Source organism: Sphingomonas pollutisoli (assembly GCF_029167165.1).
Taxonomy (GTDB): Bacteria; Pseudomonadota; Alphaproteobacteria; order Sphingomonadales; family Sphingomonadaceae; genus Sphingomonas; species Sphingomonas pollutisoli.
Genome location: NZ_JARFNJ010000028.1, coordinates 1 through 15,497 on the forward strand (window position 1 = coordinate 1; position 15,497 = coordinate 15,497).

Annotated in this window: 17 protein-coding genes and 1 pseudogene; 7 read left to right on the forward strand and 11 right to left on the reverse strand. The window is 65.1% G+C overall.

Annotated elements, in window-relative coordinates; translation table 11 throughout:
• Positions 1 to 48: 48 nt before the first annotated feature.
• The 4 genes from PX554_RS25685 to PX554_RS25700 all read right to left on the reverse strand — a co-directional run bounded on the left by PX554_RS25685 (position 49) and on the right by PX554_RS25700 (position 2,752).
• Positions 49 to 750, reverse strand: a complete 702-nt coding sequence (locus tag PX554_RS25685; RefSeq protein WP_275504959.1) for a hypothetical protein — start codon at positions 748 to 750, stop codon at positions 49 to 51.
• On the reverse strand, positions 747 to 1,925 hold the full coding sequence (locus PX554_RS25690) for a DNA cytosine methyltransferase (RefSeq protein WP_197075296.1): 1,179 nt from the start codon (positions 1,923 to 1,925) through the stop codon (positions 747 to 749). The genes PX554_RS25685 and PX554_RS25690 overlap by 4 nt, the downstream gene beginning before the upstream one ends.
• The gene (locus PX554_RS25695; protein WP_037474983.1) at positions 1,888 to 2,103 is read right to left on the reverse strand and encodes a hypothetical protein; all 216 of its coding nucleotides are present in this window, start codon (positions 2,101 to 2,103) and stop codon (positions 1,888 to 1,890) included. The genes PX554_RS25690 and PX554_RS25695 overlap by 38 nt, the downstream gene beginning before the upstream one ends.
• Positions 2,104 to 2,176: 73 nt before the next feature.
• Complete coding sequence (locus PX554_RS25700) at positions 2,177 to 2,752, reverse strand: GIY-YIG nuclease family protein (RefSeq protein WP_054434858.1); 576 nt, start codon at positions 2,750 to 2,752, stop codon at positions 2,177 to 2,179.
• Between the two features lie 399 nt (positions 2,753 to 3,151).
• Between PX554_RS25700 and PX554_RS25705 the strand changes: the two genes are divergently transcribed.
• The 4 genes from PX554_RS25705 to PX554_RS25720 all read left to right on the forward strand — a co-directional run bounded on the left by PX554_RS25705 (position 3,152) and on the right by PX554_RS25720 (position 5,822).
• Entirely contained in the window at positions 3,152 to 3,781 is a 630-nt protein-coding gene (locus PX554_RS25705; RefSeq protein ID WP_037474986.1) for a SprT family zinc-dependent metalloprotease, read from the forward strand.
• A 107-nt stretch (positions 3,782 to 3,888) separates the two neighbouring features.
• The gene (locus PX554_RS25710; RefSeq protein WP_046406887.1) at positions 3,889 to 4,536 is read left to right on the forward strand and encodes a ParA family protein; all 648 of its coding nucleotides are present in this window, start codon (positions 3,889 to 3,891) and stop codon (positions 4,534 to 4,536) included.
• Position 4,537: 1 nt separating this feature from the next.
• Positions 4,538 to 4,825 carry a ribbon-helix-helix domain-containing protein gene (locus tag PX554_RS25715; RefSeq protein WP_132470352.1) on the forward strand — a complete coding sequence of 96 codons (288 nt, stop codon included), beginning with the start codon at positions 4,538 to 4,540 and terminating at the stop codon, positions 4,823 to 4,825.
• A gap of 43 nt (positions 4,826 to 4,868) precedes the next feature.
• The gene (locus PX554_RS25720; protein WP_037474991.1) at positions 4,869 to 5,822 is read left to right on the forward strand and encodes a replication initiator protein A; all 954 of its coding nucleotides are present in this window, start codon (positions 4,869 to 4,871) and stop codon (positions 5,820 to 5,822) included.
• Positions 5,823 to 6,343: 521 nt separating this feature from the next.
• Here the strand turns inward: PX554_RS25720 and PX554_RS25725 are convergent.
• The 5 genes from PX554_RS25725 to PX554_RS25745 are packed head-to-tail and all read right to left on the reverse strand — an operon-like array spanning position 6,344 to position 9,776.
• The gene (locus PX554_RS25725; RefSeq protein WP_082370118.1) at positions 6,344 to 7,912 is read right to left on the reverse strand and encodes a type IV secretory system conjugative DNA transfer family protein; all 1,569 of its coding nucleotides are present in this window, start codon (positions 7,910 to 7,912) and stop codon (positions 6,344 to 6,346) included.
• The gene (locus tag PX554_RS25730; RefSeq protein ID WP_054434856.1) at positions 7,912 to 8,196 is read right to left on the reverse strand and encodes a hypothetical protein; all 285 of its coding nucleotides are present in this window, start codon (positions 8,194 to 8,196) and stop codon (positions 7,912 to 7,914) included. The genes PX554_RS25725 and PX554_RS25730 overlap by 1 nt, the downstream gene beginning before the upstream one ends.
• Complete coding sequence (locus PX554_RS25735) at positions 8,193 to 9,194, reverse strand: hypothetical protein (RefSeq protein WP_132470355.1); 1,002 nt, start codon at positions 9,192 to 9,194, stop codon at positions 8,193 to 8,195. Before PX554_RS25735 ends, PX554_RS25730 begins: the two co-directional genes overlap by 4 nt.
• The gene (locus PX554_RS25740) at positions 9,191 to 9,433 is read right to left on the reverse strand and encodes a conjugal transfer protein TraD (protein ID WP_054434850.1); all 243 of its coding nucleotides are present in this window, start codon (positions 9,431 to 9,433) and stop codon (positions 9,191 to 9,193) included. Before PX554_RS25740 ends, PX554_RS25735 begins: the two co-directional genes overlap by 4 nt.
• Positions 9,434 to 9,452: 19 nt before the next feature.
• Entirely contained in the window at positions 9,453 to 9,776 is a 324-nt protein-coding gene (locus tag PX554_RS25745) for a conjugal transfer protein TraD (RefSeq protein WP_054434849.1), read from the reverse strand.
• Positions 9,777 to 9,945: 169 nt separating this feature from the next.
• On the opposite strand from PX554_RS25745, the gene traA reads away from it, so the two are divergent.
• Positions 9,946 to 12,861: a Ti-type conjugative transfer relaxase TraA gene (gene traA / locus PX554_RS25750; RefSeq protein WP_054434846.1), complete on the forward strand. Its 2,916-nt coding sequence runs from the start codon at positions 9,946 to 9,948 to the stop codon at positions 12,859 to 12,861.
• An 8-nt stretch (positions 12,862 to 12,869) separates the two neighbouring features.
• Positions 12,870 to 13,385 (forward strand): DUF6118 family protein, encoded by a 516-nt coding sequence (locus tag PX554_RS25755; protein ID WP_275504960.1) that lies wholly within the window; start codon positions 12,870 to 12,872, stop codon positions 13,383 to 13,385.
• Between the two features lie 45 nt (positions 13,386 to 13,430).
• Here PX554_RS25755 and PX554_RS25760 read toward each other — a convergent pair whose 3' ends face one another.
• Together PX554_RS25760 and PX554_RS25765 are read right to left on the reverse strand one after the other, a co-directional pair.
• On the reverse strand, positions 13,431 to 13,697 hold the full coding sequence (locus tag PX554_RS25760; RefSeq protein ID WP_021224660.1) for a hypothetical protein: 267 nt from the start codon (positions 13,695 to 13,697) through the stop codon (positions 13,431 to 13,433).
• 10 nt (positions 13,698 to 13,707) lie between these two features.
• Positions 13,708 to 14,283, reverse strand: a complete 576-nt coding sequence (locus PX554_RS25765; RefSeq protein ID WP_031297433.1) for a recombinase family protein — start codon at positions 14,281 to 14,283, stop codon at positions 13,708 to 13,710.
• A gap of 138 nt (positions 14,284 to 14,421) precedes the next feature.
• On the opposite strand from PX554_RS25765, the pseudogene PX554_RS25770 reads away from it, so the two are divergent.
• A pseudogene (locus tag PX554_RS25770) lies at positions 14,422 to 15,423 on the forward strand (DUF4158 domain-containing protein); the annotation flags it as partial.
• Positions 15,424 to 15,497: the final 74 nt, after the last annotated feature.

The window sequence follows — 15,497 nt, forward strand, 5'->3', positions numbered from 1 at the left end:
ACTTGAAATCCGTCATCGTTCCGTCCGTCCAATCTCCGCCAAGCATGCTCAAGCTTCACGATTTTTGCAACAGAGCCGGGCTGAGACGGAGGGGCTGGCGAGGGACGGCACGGTGCTGGGAAACAGATAGATGCAGGCGGGCGGAACCCGGAAAGGGCCAATGTCGGTGAGCCTCGATCCGTCCTCGCCAGCCACCTTGGGGCATGGGCGTCCGATCGTGCCGCACACCATGTCCCAGACAATCAGCCCATCCACCCGCTGATTGCGTGAGATCACCTCGGCGCTGAGGCGAGTGTGGATCCCCGACCAGGCATTGCGCCGTGGATCGGCGCCAAGGTTGGTGCAGATGCTCCAGATCACGAACTCATCGGCATCGGCCGGGCGCTCGAATATGTTGGTGTTGTTGCCGTCCAGGCAGCCTTTCAGGTCAATGACGGCTCTGCGCCCGCTTGGGAGCCGGACGGCATAATCGTTGCGGCTGGAGTCCTCCGTCAGGTCCCATCCTGCGATGAAGCCTTCATCCTCCATGTGGTTCAGGACGTGCTGAACGAACTCGCGCTTGGCGCGCATCGTCGCGGAGAACTGCCCTCTCACCCGCTCGACCGCGCCCCGGAAGAGGCCCGAATTGTAGAAGTCGCGTTCGTCCAAGCCATGATCGCCGAGCCGGTGCGCCTCGGTCTTCAAGACCTCCGCGAACCGCTCGATTTGCGCGCGCAGATCACTGTTCTGCTCGCAGGGGATGACGCTCATGCAGCCGCCCGCTCGGCCGCCTCCGCCATTCCGAGCAAGGGCTCCAGGATATGATGGGCCAAGTGCCGAACCACCGGCACCGCCACCCCGTCTCCGGTGAGGTGGTAAGCCTCATTGTAGTTGCGGGGCAGCTTGTAGTCGTCCTCCAGGCCCATCAGGCGGGCCGTCTCGCGCGCGGAGATCAGGCGCGATCGGACCTTGGCGCCGTCGATGACGACGATAACCTGCCGACTGGACCCGCCTGCGGGCGTTCGCAGGCAGCCCGAAATGTCATCGAAACGCACTTCCGCGCGCTGCACCTTCACGCCCTTTTCGTTGAGCCGCGTGCGCTTGTAGACGCCGCCCACCACGCGATGCCCGGCCCGCTTGGCCGCGTTCACCTTGGCGAGGTTGAGCGGCGACATCATGCCTAGGAGTTGCTGGGTTTCGGCCGGCGTGTGCCACGGCACGCTCGATGGGTTCTCCTCGATCATGTCGGCGAACGTCGTATTGCGGCGGTTCGGCGTCGGCATGTTCCACCACAGCATTGCCTCGCGCAACGCCGCCGGCAGCCGTTCTACGGCGCTTTGCAGCCCGCGAGTGTGGAAGGGCTCAATGGGACCAGGCGCGAGCAATGCCGGATCGACCTGCACGTCGCCATGAACGCCGATCACGAACAGCCGAGGACGGGATTGCGGGAGGAACAGGGCCGCATTGATGACGAGGGCGCCGCAGCGATAACCAGCGTCGGCGAAGGTCTGGCAGATCGCCTCGAAATCCTTGCCCCCATGCGAAGTCAGCGTCCCGCAGACATTCTCGAGCGCGATCAGTTGGGGCGCGCGATCGTCCGCGATCAGCCCCCTGATCACGTCCCAGAACGGGTAGAAGGTTCCAGACCTCTCGCCGCGTAAGCCGGCGCCGCCGCCTGCGAGCGACAGGTCCTGGCAGGGGAACGACCCCCAGACCAGATCAGCGACGCCGGGCAAATCCGCAGCGGTGATTTGCTTCACGTCGCCAACCTTCAGCTCGCCTCCCGTCCCCCAATTGGCTTGGTAGGTGAGCCCCTTCTTATGATCGAAGTCGTTGGCGAACAGGCAGGTCCAACCCGCTCCCAGCCCGGCGCGGGCCATGCCGCCTCCGGCGAAGAACTCATAAAACTCAGCCATTGGCGACCCGACCTTCCTCACGGCGGTCATTGGCGCCCGTCTCGCGCGCCAGCTTCTCCGCGATGGCTTCGGTGATCCAGGTGTTGCGCGAGACGTTGCCGGGACGGCCGGCGCGCGCAGCGTCGATCAGCGCGAACGTCTCAGCAGAGAGACGCAGGTTTATGCGATCAAGGTCGCGCACCGTGGCGGGCTTGGAGTTCGTGGTCATGGCGCCATTGTGGCGCCACAATCATCTTCTGTCTAGTATGTTCTGCGTCTGTTCTAAAAAATGAGCAAGCCCCCTACTCTTCTCCAGGATCAGACTCGCCCGTCAGGCCCAGCAGCTCGGCATGGTAGCTCGCCAGTCGATTGAAGTGAGCATCCATAGCCCGAGCTACTTGGGGTGAGTTTTTCACCGCCAGGAAATGGCCGACGATCTGAGTGTAGTGGCCTGCCTGGCGCGGAAGCCGCTGCACCGGATCGATCTTGTCGGCGATCTCCTCATCCGACATGACCTGAATCACCTGGGCTGGCTCCGGCACCGGCGCGCCTTCCGGAGAAGCCGCAGGAATCGACCCGTTCATCAGTTGAGACTTTGGGTTGAAGTGGTGGAACAGCACGCCTTCCAGCGGCGTGATCTCTTCCTTCGTTTCCACTGGATAGGCGAGCACCCAAGCGATTTCCCAAACGTCGATCTGACGATTGGCAATAATGTCGGAGCGGGCGGAAGTCAGATGCCGCGCAACGCGGCTGCGAATGCCATCTTTGGACTGGCCAACGTAGATCGGCACTTGGTCCAGATCGCAAAGGACGTAGACGCCAATCTGGTTGGTAAGGGTGCGGACCGCCTTCTTCCTGAATGTAAAATCGATCGCCACCGCTTACTCCGCCTGAATATCTAGCGGCACGATAGCCTTGGTAAGTTGCAGGCGCCAAGTCGGCGCGTCCTTCTGGACCGCGCTCTATCTCCGCTTCGCTCCGACCGAGCCGCCGATCGGCGTCTCGTCCCACACGGGTGACGATCGCTCGCGCGAGGGACGGGCGCGCCCGTCCAGGGTGGCGCCGGCGACGCCGGCGGCGTTGCATTTGATCGGAGGGAAAGTGGGGCGCCGCCCCCCTCTCCCAGCAACGGCAATCAGCCGGACCGTGGCTCGGCTACGCCTGCGCCCGCACCACACCGGCAGATTCCCGCTGCCCCCTCACCCCCCGCTGTTCGCCACGAGGCAGAGCCGATGGCCAAGGCCATCGCCCCGAGGGCGATTTGAAGGGAGCAGGACATGGAGCAGGATAATCGCGAAAGCTGGCTGAACCGGGTGGCGATCGGCATGGGGCCGCTATTCAAGGCGCTGGACGCCCCCCTTCCCTCCCGCGTGCGGGTGGCGATCGGCTTCACCAGCAGGGGAGCCAAGGGCAAGGCGATCGGCGAGTGCTGGGACAACCGGCGCAGCGGCGACGGGCATTTCGAGATATTCATCCGGCCCGACCTTGCCCACGCCCCTGATGCGATGCCAGCGCAGATCGCCGCGATCCTCGCGCACGAGCTGGTCCACGCGGCGGTCGGGATCGCGGCCGGACACGGGAGAGCGTTTAAACGGGTCGCAGTCGGGCTGGGGCTGGTCGGGCCAATGCGCGCCACCACCCCCGGGGGCGCCTTCCTTTCCGCCATTGCACCGATCCTCGCTGCGGCAGGCCCCCTGCCCCATGCTCGGCTCGACACTGACGGGGAGACCACCCGGCCCAAGAAGCAAGCGGCGCGGATGCTGAAATGCGAATGCGCGACGTGCGGCTATACCGTCAGGACGGCACGCAAATGGCTGGAGACAGCGGGCGCGCCCTTGTGCCCGGTCGACGGCCACGGACCCATGCGCCACGATGCGCTCGACAGCGACGATGAGGCGGCGGGCTAATCTAGATCGCAAAAGTCAGGCTAACGGCAGGTGGCGGAACTCCAATGGGTTGTGCCATCCTTCCAATCTGCATAATATCACACCAACAAGATTGAAGGTGTGCACACGTGCAAATAATCACACTAGCAGCTCAAAAGGGCGGGGTTGGAAAAACCACGTTGGCCGTCAATCTGGCGGTTGCTGCCCAATCCATCGGTATCAAGACCGCGCTGTTCGACCTCGACCCGCAGGAGAGCGCCACAGCATGGAGTGAGCGCCGTGAGGCCGAACTGCCGCATGTCGAGCCGATCAGCGCCCGGCGGCTGGATCAGGCGATCGATGCCGCCGGAGCGAATGGCTTTGCGCTCACCATCATCGACACACCACCTGCCGCTGGCGCTGAAGCCGTTGCCGCCGCGCAACGCGCCGACCTTGTTCTGATTCCGTGCCGCCCTTCCCTCATCGATTTGGACGCGATCAAACGCACCGCCCAGCTCATCAGCAGCACCGGCAAGAGCGGCTATGTCGTGCTCAATGCTGCACCCCCGACGGCCACGGCGCTGTTGGAAGATGCCCGGACCTTGGTTGAGGCCTCGGGGCTGAAAGTCGCACGCGCGGTGCTGCGCGAGCGCAGCGTCTATCGCGCAGCATGGCCTTACGGGCTTGGCGTCATCGAGCATGAGCCGGCGGGAAAAGCCGCTCAGGAGATTGCATCCCTGCGTGAGTTCCTGTTTGAAGTCTTGCAGGACTGCACACCTGCAAATGTGAAGGTTTGATATGGCACGTCGTTCATCTCTTCTCGCGCCGGCGATCCCGGAGAAGCCAGCGCAAGACGCTGCGGCGGAGGCGCGGCCTTCCCCCGCACCGGAACAGCCGGCAGCACGATCCGGCGGGCGACGACCCGGCAAGTATCATCTCGGAGCCTATTTCGATCCGGCAGACCCGACTGCGGAGGCCTTCCGAGTGTTGGCAGCGCGGACGCGGCGCAGCCATCAGGACTTGCTGGCCGAAGCGATTGCCGAGTTGGTGGCCAAGTATGACGCTAAGCAGCAGTTTGGCCGGTGATGGTGTGCAATATTGCACACTTGCAAGCGTGCAAGGTTGAAACGTGAAGAAGCGGCAGGATCCTAATCCGGAGTTTGATCTCTTTCTGCCGATCATGGGCGACCTTCCGCTCAAGGATCAGCGGGAGACGATGGAACGACCATTCTTCTCCTTGCAGAAGCGCAAGCGGGTCAAGCCGATCGAATATACCAGCCCCGATGGGGCGACCTGGGTGAAGATCGAAGCGATCCCGGCTTATGGCATGGCGACGATCTGGGATGCCGATATCATCATCTGGGCCACCTCGACGCTGAACCGAATGCGTGAGCAGGGGATCAACGACCTTCCGAGGACGCTCAATACAACATCTTACGACCTTTTGCGGGCGATCAAGCGCGACACCAGCGGGAGGGCCTACCAGGAGCTGCAAGCGGCCCTCCAGCGACTACAAACCACTTCCATCTCTACGTCCATCCGCGCGCCCAAGCGGCGCAGCAAGGCAGGCTTCAACTGGCTGGATAAATGGACCTTGGAGGTGGACCCCGACACTGACCAGCCCCGTGGTTTGACCATCACTCTGTCTGATTGGGTCTATGAAGGCATCATGGCGGAGCGCTCGCTGCTCACCATGCACCCCGACTATTTCCTGCTCTCCGGAGGACTGGAGCGAGCACTTTACCGCATCGCCCGCAAGCACGCCGGCAACCAGCGAGGCGGGTGGACGTGCCGGGTTGAGGTGTTGCGCGACAAGACCGGTAGCGACAGCAAGCCCAAAGAGTTCAACCGGATGCTGCGCAAGATCATCGAGGCAAACCAGCTTCCTGATTACGCGGTGGAAATGGCTACGACCGTAGATGGCAGCCCGGCCGTGACGTTTCGGTTGAGAGGGGAGGCGGAGGCCTTGGCGCTGTCCGAGCAACTCCAGGCCGAGCAGGAACGGCGTGCTCGCTTGGAGGCCGATCGCCGGAGAACCTCCGAGGTTGATGACCTCATGGACCGGCTTGCACGCCGCTCCTGACTATCGTGGTTTCACACACCGCAGCTTTGGACGGGCGGGCAACGAGACCTGGATGATGAGTCAAAAGCCGCCCCGAGAAGGGAAATATGGAGCCACTTACTATCGTGGGATCACACACCTTCCGTTCGTGGTTTCACACACCCTGCTATCGTGGGATCACACACCGAATAACGTGGTTTCACCCACCGGGTGATGTGGCAAGTGATTGTACCGAAAGCGATATTTTCGCTTATCCACAGGCTTAACTTGTTTAACGATTCCTATTTAACAGAATCTCTTAACGTCAGGACGCACCCAGAGCCGTGACCTGAGAAGAGCAATGCGGAATTGGCCTACCGGCCAATGCGCCTTCGTTCCGTGACGGCTATCGCCGTCACCAGAGCGGCCTAACGGCCGCAGGGCTTCCGAAAGAAGCCAAGCGAAACTGGCGATGCGTACCTTCAGCGTCCCGCCGGTGGAGAGGGCGGCGAAGGCGATACCCCAAAGCTCACCGTTCGATCTTCCAGAACGGGTGTGTGCGATCACGCCGGATCGAACAGGCCGGCGAACTCGCGCTGCTCATAGTAGCGGACCTTGCTGGCCCAGAGCGGGGGTTCGCCCTGGCGCAGCAACAGGAGCGTGTCGGCCGGCATCCGCATGATTTCGTCGGGCGTGACGAGCCGCCGCGCCGTGACGTGCGTGCTGACGCTTTCCGAAGGAGCGGCGCGATTTTCACCCCAGCCCGTGCCGCGCGATGTGCTGAGGGTTGCGTATTCCAGCGTCGTGTCGCCGATCGTGCGCGAGAGCATGTCGGCGGTGGCATGATCGTTGACCCCGAACGTCTGGATCACGCCGGCGTTGGACAAGAAGGTGCCGGCGCGCTCGCCATAGAGCGCGCGCAGCTGGTGCATGTCCTGGAGGATCGGCCAGAGCTGGAGGCCGTAGCCAGCCATCAGCCCCATCGCGCGCTCTACCGGCTCCAGTCGGCCGAGGGCGGCGAACTCATCGAGCAGGAACAGCACCGGGCGTTCCGGCCGGGCAGGGGAGCGCGCCATGTCGGTGACGGCCTGCGCGACCAGGAGCCGCAGCCACCGCGCATAAGTATCGAGCCGGTCGGGCGGCAGGCACAGGAACACGGTGCCGGGCCGCTCCTTGAGGTCCGCGAAGCGGAAATCGGAGGCGGACGTGCTTTCGACCAGGCGTGGGCTGTCGAGAAAGTGGGTGTGGCGCTGCGCCGAGGACAGCACGCCTGCGGCCTCGCGATCGGATTTGCCGAGCTGGCGATTGGCGGCGCGCGCGATCAGGCCGTGCGCGCCGGGGCTGCCCTGCATGTCGGCAAGCAATGCGGCGAAGCCGGTGGGATCGCGGGTGAGCTTGTCGCGCACATTCGCGAGCGTGGCTTGGGACACAGGCTCGTGGACGACGGTGTGCAGGATCACGCCGGCGATCAGCGCTTTGGCTTCCTCGTTCCAGTGCGCCTCGCCCGATTGCCCCGGCGCATCATGCACCAGCGCGTCGGCGATCGTCTGCGCATCTTCCGCCAGATCAGGGCTGGCGGGATCAAGCTGCGCCAGCGGGTTGTAGCGGGCCGCAGGACGCCCGGAGACGCCGAAGGGGTCCAGACACCACACAAGGCCCTTGCTGGCCCTCGCACGGGCCGTGACGCGGGCATTCTCGCCCTTGGGGTCGATGCAGACCACCGAGCGGTCAAGCAGGAGCAGGTTGGGGATTATCGTACCCACGCCCTTGCCCGAGCGGGTGGGCGCGATCGTCAGCAGGTGCGCTGCGCCGTCATAGCGCAGCAGCTTGCCAGATTCCTTGGCGCGGCCGATCAGGAGATCCCCACTCGCTTCCAGCTTGCGCACGTCAGCACGGTTGCCGAAGCGGGCGGAGCCCAGCAGCTCATTCCTGCGGTTGCCGGCCCGGCTATTGATCCACCAGGTCGCGCCGATCAGGCCGACCAGGACCAGGAACGACACGGTGCCGGAAATCTGCCCGACGCCGAAGATGCCTTCCAGCCATCGCGCGGTCGCATAGGCCGCGACGAACGAGACGACGATCGCGAGCCGCCAGCTGATCGGCCGACGTCCGCCGATGAGCGGCCCCGGCATCAGCAGACCCGTTCCAGCGGCGTGATCGCCAGCGAGGGATCGGCGTCGGGATGATCTAGCAGCTTGAGAATGATTTGCGTGGCGAGGGGAGGGGGCACCGCCTCGTCGCGCAGCATGTCGAACAGCGCCTCGTCATCCGCGCTCAGCGTCATGCCCTCGATCGCGAGGTTGGCGCGGGATTCGGCATCGGCTTCGCGCCATTCCGCCACGTCAGCCGGCGTGCCGCGTTCGAAATCCAGTGCGCGGACTTCCCGGCGGATCGCATCGAGGTCGAGAGCGGTCATGGTGCCTCCTTGTGCGTCACCAGCGCGGCTGCGCGGCGCAAGGGTTCCTCCAGCCCGTTCCAGGCATCCCGCAGGCGCTGGAGCTTCGACAGGGCATCGAGGATCACCGTTTCCTGTCCGGCGACAGGGCGCATGTTGTCGAGCCGCTTGGTATCGAGGACGAGCGCCAGGCTGCGCCCGGCAGCTCGCAGGTAGATGCCGGAGGCGCGCAGCGAAGGGGCAAGGACAGGTGAAACGATCGGGAGGTGCTGCGCCCACCCGTCGAGCATGGCCTTCACGCTCGGGTTCGGTGCGCCGGAATCCCAACATTGATGGGAAACGCGCAGGCTCGCCGGCCGGCCTTCCTTCAGGAGAAAATCATAGCCGGCGAAGCCGCTGCGCCGCGCATCGAAATAGATCGTCCGCGATGCTTCCGGGCGTGCGCCGGCGCTGTTCGGATTGCGCTTCAGCACCAGGTCCGGCGCGGCGCTCCGCGCCAGCTCCGCATAGCCGATGAAGAAGTCCATCACCTCCGGCACCGGCACCGGCTCATAGGGGCTTTCGGCGCGTTCGATGGCAGTGGCGATCAGCTCGCGGTCCGGGCCCGACGCCAGCGGCAGCAGGCGTTCGTAAGGCGCAGCAGCATCAAAGCCGGACGCAAGTCTGGAGCCGGCGAGATAAACGTCAGGCGCGAGGAGCAGGGTAGCGATAGCGGGCACCGAGGAGCGCTGCGCGTCACGGCTGATCGCATAGCGGGCGGGCTGGTCGGGCGTGAAACCGGCGTCGATCTTGTTCTCCACCAGCAGCATCGCAGTGCAGGCGGGGCCCAGCCAATAGCGGACGACCAGATCGGCCGTGCCGGACGCACCGACATGGCGGACCTGCCGCGCGATCGTCACCCGGTCGAAACCGGCTTCCAGCGCCGCAGCATCGAGCAGCAGCGCCGCAACCTTCCAGTCTGCCAGCAGCAGCCGTTCAATCACGCCATCGAGCGCGTATTCGGTGACGGCAGGCTTCATACCGATCCTTCCGATCGGGCAGGGGAAGCATCGCCGGCTTCCATGTCGAATGCGCGTTTGCCACGCCGTTTCCAGAGCGCGAGCGTGTCGCCGACATCGTCGCCCCGTGCCTTGGCGGCCAGCTCCAGCAGCGCACCGTAGATCGTCGCGCGATCGTCGTCGGCGAGTTCGACCAGGCCGGCTTTCTGGACGAGCCCGCCCAGCTCGATCAGGTGGCGGGTGCGTTCGCGGCGTTGCACGACCCAGCCTCGCGTATCGCTACGACGCCGCGCCGCTTCCAGACGCTGGATCAGCGCCCGGTTGCGCGTTCCCGCCGTCGCCGTTGCCGCCAGCAGTCCGGCTACCTTTGCGCCCGCGCCGCTGAAAGAAGGCGGCGCCTTTCGCGCGCCACACCTCCTTCGCTTCCGCATCCTTCATGGCGACGGCATCGAGCAGCGCGCCAGCGAGCGTTTCCATGTCGAGCGCGTCGGCGCAGGTTGCGGTGACGAGCTGGCCGAGCTGTTCGATGCGGCGCGCCTTGATCGCCTTCGCGCGGCTCTCCAGCGCTTTCAGCTCCGCGTCATAGTCGCGCACCTTTCGCATGGTGCTTTCTCCTTTCGCGCCAGATTTACCGCAGCCTAGCAAACGAGAGCGGACAGGCAACCCACAACGGGAACGGACGAAAGTCAATCAACAGGAGCGGAGCGAGTGGTGAGTGCGCGCTTATACGTCGTTGCCGACGTGGGCTAAGTAAGGCAGGATGTGCAGCGTCATGGCGATCTACCACTTCTCGGCTAAGGTCATCAGCCGCAACACCGGCGCGAGCGCGGTTGCCAGCGCGGCCTACCGCTCGGCTGACCGGCTGTTTGATGAGGGCAAGAATCGCCACCACGATTTTAGTAACAAGGCGGGTGTGATTCACCGGGAAGTGATGCTGCCCGAGGGAGCACCGGAGCGTTTAAACGACCGCGCGATCTTGTGGAACGAGGTAGAGGCAGGCGAGAAACGCAAGGATGCGCAGCTTGCCCGCGAAGTAGAGTTCTCAATTCCGCGCGAAATGAACGAGAAGCAGGGCGTCCAGCTCACGCGCGATTTCGTGAAGAACCAGTTTGTCGATCGCGGCATGGTCGCGGACCTGAATGTGCATTGGGACAAGGCGAAGGACGGCACCCCGAAGCCGCACGCGCACGTCATGCTGGCAATGCGCGACGTTGGGCCGGAGGGCTTTGGTAAGAAGAACCGCGACTGGAACAGCACCGAGCTGTTGAAGGACTGGCGCGAGGCGTGGAGCACGCACGTCAACGAGCGCATGGCCGAACTCGGACTTGAGGGACGGATCGATCATCGCTCCTACGAGGTCCAGGGCATCGCGCTGGAGCCGCAGCACAAGATCGGCCCGGCTGCGTCGCGCAGGCCGGAGCAGGGACTTGAGGCCGAGCGGATCGAGGATCACACGCGCATCGCCCGCGAGAACGGCGAGAAGATTATCGCCAATCCCGATATCGCACTGGACGCGATCACGCGGCAGCAGGCCACCTTCACCACCCGCGACCTTGCGACGTTCGCGTTCCGGCATAGCGACGGCAAGGAGCAGTTCGACCAGGTGATGGGGGCGGTACGCGCATCGCCCGAGCTGGTCGCATTGGGGAAGGATGGCCGCGACCAGGAGCGGTTCACCAGCCGCGACATGATCGCGGTGGAGAACCGGCTTGAGCGGGCCAGCGACGAGCTGGCGGGCACCGCCGGGCATGGCGTTGCCGATCGGCATCGTGACGCGGCGATCGGCGCGGCCGCGGGGCGTGGCCTTGTCCTGTCGGGCGAGCAGCGCGACGCCTTCGATCACGTCACTGGCGACGCCGGGCTGGCGTCCGTCGTCGGCTATGCCGGTTCAGGCAAATCGGCGATGCTTGGCATCGCGCGCGAGGCTTGGGAGGGGCAGGGCTACACGGTTCGTGGCGCGGCCTTGTCGGGCATCGCGGCCGAGAACCTTGAGGGCGGGTCCGGTATCCAGTCCCGCACCATCGCCAGCCTTGAGCACGCATGGGGGCAGGGCCGCGAGCAGCTAGGCCCGAAGGACGTGCTGGTGGTGGACGAGGCCGGCATGATCGGCTCGCGCCAGATGGAGCGGGTGCTGTCCCAAGCCCGTGACGCTGGGGCCAAGGTGGTTATGGTAGGCGATCCTGAGCAGTTGCAGGCGATCGAGGCCGGCGCGGCGTTCCGCAGCGTCGCCGAGCGCCACGGCGCGGCCGAGATCACCGAGATACGCCGGCAGCGCGAGGACTGGCAGCGTGACGCCACGCGCGCGCTGGCGACAGGGCGCACCGGCGAGGCGATCCACGCTTATGACGGCAAGGGCATGGTCCACGCGGCCGACACCCGCGAGGCGGCGCGGCGCGAGCTGGTGGATGGGTGGGATCGCGCGCGTCAGGCCGAACCCGGAAGCACCCGGATCATCCTCACCCACACCAACGCCGAGGTGCAGAGCCTCAATGGCGAGGCGCGCGACCGGTTGCGCGCGAGCGGCGACCTTGGCGACGACGTGACGGTGAAGGCCGAGCGCGGCGAGCGACAGTTCGCGACCGGCGACCGCATCATGTTCCTTCGCAACGAGCGCGGCATGGGGGTCAAGAACGGCACGCTGGCGACGATCGAGCGGGTATCGCCCGAGGGCATGGCGGTCCGCCTCGATGACGGGCGCGGGGTCTCATTCGACACTAAGGACTATGCCCATGTCGATCATGGCTATGCGGCGACGTTCCACAAATCGCAGGGGGTGACGGTGGATCGCGCGCATGTCCTCGCCACCCCCGGCATGGACCGGCACAGCGCCTATGTCGGCCTGTCGCGGCATCGTGACGACGTGCAGCTCCACTATGGCCGCGACGACTTCATCGATCAGCGCCAGCTCGTCCGCGCCCTGTCGCGCGACCGGGGCAAGGACATGGCGGGCGATTACGCCAAGCCCGAGCAGGACCAGGCCCGCGCGTTCGCCGATCGGCGCGAGATCCGGTTCCCGGAACTCGCGCGCCAGGTGGTGGAGAAGGTCCGCGACAAGGCCAGGGGCATGTTCGACGGGTTCCGGCCGAAGCCGGCAGCGGAGCGGGCGACGTCGGCCGAGCGCGTCGTAGCCGATCGGCCGCTTGCGCCCTCGCAGGCGAAGGCGATCGAACGCTATGGCCGCGCCGCTGCTGATATGGAGCGGATGCGGGCGAAGGGATTGCCGGTGCTGGCGCACCAGGAACAGGCGCTGGCGAAGGCCGGCGACGCGCTCGACCAGGTGCGGCCGCATGGCGCGCGTGACCTTGCCAGCGCGATCGAGCGCGACCCCCGGCTCGCGCGCGACGCGGCCGAGGGCAACACGGGCGGCGCGGCCAAGGCGATGGAGACGGAGCGTCAGGTCCGCATCGACCCGGAGAAGCGCGCGGGCCGGTTCGTGGAGCAGTGGCAGGGTATGAAGGAGGCGCGGGCCAGCATGGAGCGTGCTGGCGACCGTGCGGGCGCGGAGAAGCTGGGCAAGCGGATGGAGGGCATCGCGGGCGGGTTGCACCGCGACCCGCAGCTCGAATCCGCGTTGCACCGTCGCGCGCCTGAGCTGGAACTGAAAATGGAGCGCGGCCGGTCGATCGCAAACGAGCTGGCGCAGTCGGTTACGATTGGGCGCGACCGCGATCATGGCATGAGCCGGTAAGGGAAGTGATGGACGACGATATTCAGGACGGCGACGATCCGGCGGAGGCGTTCGACCAGTTGCGCGCCGTGATCGAAGGCCAGGACCGCGAGCTGGCGCTGCTACGCCGTGCCTTGGAGGGCTTGGCGGCCGAGCGGGCGCATATCGACGTTCCCGACTATACCGAGACGCTGGGGCGGATGCAGCAAAGCGTGGACGCCACAGCCGACCGGATCGCGGTGATCAACGACGTGATCGCGCGGAGTCCGGCGTTGGCTATGACGCCCGAGCAGATGGCGCAGCGCATCGCCGCAGCGGGCAACGCCGCCCGGCGTGAGGATCAGGCGGCGCTCGTTAAAGCCGGCGAGGACAAGGCCCGCGTCATGGCCGAACTTCGCGCCATCGCCGGATCGGCATGGACACGGGCCGACCAGAAGAACCGGCAACTATGGTTCGGCCTGGGCGGGGCGGCGATCGGCATCCTCGCATGGACGATCCTGCCCGGCTTGGTCGCGCGCGATATCGGGGTCACTGCACGAAAGTGATGTTTACGTACGCTAGGATCGAACGAACGGTGAACGGCGTCTCTGCTAACGCCGAAAAGGGATGACGACAGCCTGGTCGAGGAAGGCGCGCATACCTTCTTCATCGACGGTCTGGCGGAAAGCGGCATGCGCGGCATCATCAGTCGCGAACAGGTCGTCCCAGACCGTAGACGTTCCATGCTCGTTTTCGACTTCGAGCGACCAGCCCGGCTCATTTTCCAACCGGATGATGTTCACTTTCACGGTGACGCCCTGCTCGGTGACGACACCAGACAGGCTCGAGGCGACGATGTTGGGATCGCGTTCGTGCATCACTCTTTCCTCATACTTTGACTGCGGTTTTGGCAGCGGTGCCTTCGAGCGCCTTGTAGAGCGCGGTTTTGCCAACCTTGAGCCGCGTGGCCGCCTCGCGGACAGTCAGCCCTGCCGCGATATGAGCGCGTGCCTTGCGCAATTTGTCAGGCGTGATGACGGGGCGCCGCCCACCAAGGCTCCCCCGCTCCCGTGCGGCCTTCAGCCCGGCGTTGGTGCGTTCGCGGATTAGATCGCGCTCGAACTGAGCGAGCGAGCCGAAGATGTTGAACACCAGCATGCCACCCGACGTGGTGGTGTCGATCTGCTCGGTCAACGAACGGAAGCCCACGCCGTGCGCGGCAAGCTCGCCAACCTTCTCGATCAGATGGCTCATCGAGCGACCGAGCCGGTCGAGCTTCCACACGACCAGCGTGTCGCCATCACGTAGGTAGGCCAACGTCTCGGCCAGTCCTGGTCGATCGGTCTTCGCGCCGGACGCATGGTCATCGAAGATGCGCTCGCATCCGGCTGCATTCAGCGCGTCATGCTGGAGCGCCAGCTTCTGGTCGCCGGTAGAGACTCGTGCATAGCCGATCAGCGCCAAGGCCGGTCCCGATCTGTCCGTTTTCCCATCGATTTGCATTCTTGTCCGAATCGCCATCGTAGGTCCAGAGTTGACGGACATATTCATGCTGACCGCCAGAGGACCGTCTGACGGACAGGGCGGGAAAGGTCGTAGCGCATGGCAAGGCGGCGGTTGCTGACACGCGAGGCGCTCGTGCAGCATTACGATCCTCTGACCGACGAACGGGAGGTCGCCCGTCACTTCACCCTTAGCCGCGAGGATCTCGATCTTGTCGGCGAGCGCCGAGGAGCGTCGAGCCGGCTCGGGTTCGCAATGCTGCTGCTCTATATGCGCTGGCCGGGCCGCGTGCTGGAGGCGGGTGAGAAACCACCTGGTGCCATCCTTGCCTTCGTCGCCGATCAGATCGACGTGCCGGCGACGGCGTTCGACGATTACGCGCGTCGCGATGAAACCCGCCGCGCACATCTGGCCGAACTTATGCAGCGGTTCGGGTATGCCGCGTTCGACCGAAACCACTTTCGTGGGATCGTGGCCTTAGCGATGCCAGTTGCGCAGACCGTCACCGAGCCTCTCCTGCTCGCCGGCACCGTCGTCGATGAACTGCGTCGGCGACGGGTGCTGCTGCCACCGCCCGCGGTCATCGAGGCGATCGTCAGGCACGCGCGTCAGCAGGCCGAACAACTCACCCATGAAATCCTGACCAGGGGCATCGAGCCTGACAAGCTCGCGATGCTCGATGCCTTGCTGACCCGGCGATCGGATCAGGGAACGACATGGCTGGCCTGGCTGCGCAACGCGCCGCAATCGCCGGCACCGCGGAACATCTTGCGGTTGCTCGAGCGGCTCGATCATATCCGGATGCTCGGCCTTGATCCCGCGCGTGCTGGCATGATCCCATCGGTGACATTCGACCGACTGGCCGACGAGGCAGTTCGGATCACGCCACAGCACCTCGGTGAACTCGCTCCGCTGCGTCGTCATGCGACGCTAGTGGCCGCAACCATTCGCCTCGAGGAAATCTTGACCGATGCCGCGCTCACGATGTTCGACAAGCTGTTAGGCAGCATGGTGCGGCGCGCGGAAAACCGGACGCGCGACAAGGCGATCAGGACGGTGCGCGAGATGCAGGGGCATCTGCGTGCCCTGACCGATAGCTGTAGCGGCTTGCAATAATGATCGCCCGGAACTGCAATAAAGGGCGGTTTCCGGCTCACATTGCGTGAGACGTTCAG

Coding starts and splice junctions, on each gene's coding strand:
- PX554_RS25735 (WP_132470355.1), bottom strand. CDS start 9,194: ATGAAGCCTGCCGTCACCGAATACGCGCTCGATGGCGTGATTGAACGG.
- PX554_RS25725 (WP_082370118.1), bottom strand. CDS start 7,912: ATGCCGGGGCCGCTCATCGGCGGACGTCGGCCGATCAGCTGGCGGCTC.
- PX554_RS25695 (WP_037474983.1), bottom strand. CDS start 2,103: ATGACCACGAACTCCAAGCCCGCCACGGTGCGCGACCTTGATCGCATA.
- PX554_RS25685 (WP_275504959.1), bottom strand. CDS start 750: ATGAGCGTCATCCCCTGCGAGCAGAACAGTGATCTGCGCGCGCAAATC.
- PX554_RS25730 (WP_054434856.1), bottom strand. CDS start 8,196: ATGACCGCTCTCGACCTCGATGCGATCCGCCGGGAAGTCCGCGCACTG.
- PX554_RS25705 (WP_037474986.1), top strand. CDS start 3,152: ATGGAGCAGGATAATCGCGAAAGCTGGCTGAACCGGGTGGCGATCGGC.
- PX554_RS25690 (WP_197075296.1), bottom strand. CDS start 1,925: ATGACCGCCGTGAGGAAGGTCGGGTCGCCAATGGCTGAGTTTTATGAG.
- PX554_RS25715 (WP_132470352.1), top strand. CDS start 4,538: ATGGCACGTCGTTCATCTCTTCTCGCGCCGGCGATCCCGGAGAAGCCA.
- PX554_RS25755 (WP_275504960.1), top strand. CDS start 12,870: ATGGACGACGATATTCAGGACGGCGACGATCCGGCGGAGGCGTTCGAC.
- PX554_RS25745 (WP_054434849.1), bottom strand. CDS start 9,776: ATGCGAAAGGTGCGCGACTATGACGCGGAGCTGAAAGCGCTGGAGAGC.
- PX554_RS25760 (WP_021224660.1), bottom strand. CDS start 13,697: ATGCACGAACGCGATCCCAACATCGTCGCCTCGAGCCTGTCTGGTGTC.
- traA (WP_054434846.1), top strand. CDS start 9,946: ATGGCGATCTACCACTTCTCGGCTAAGGTCATCAGCCGCAACACCGGC.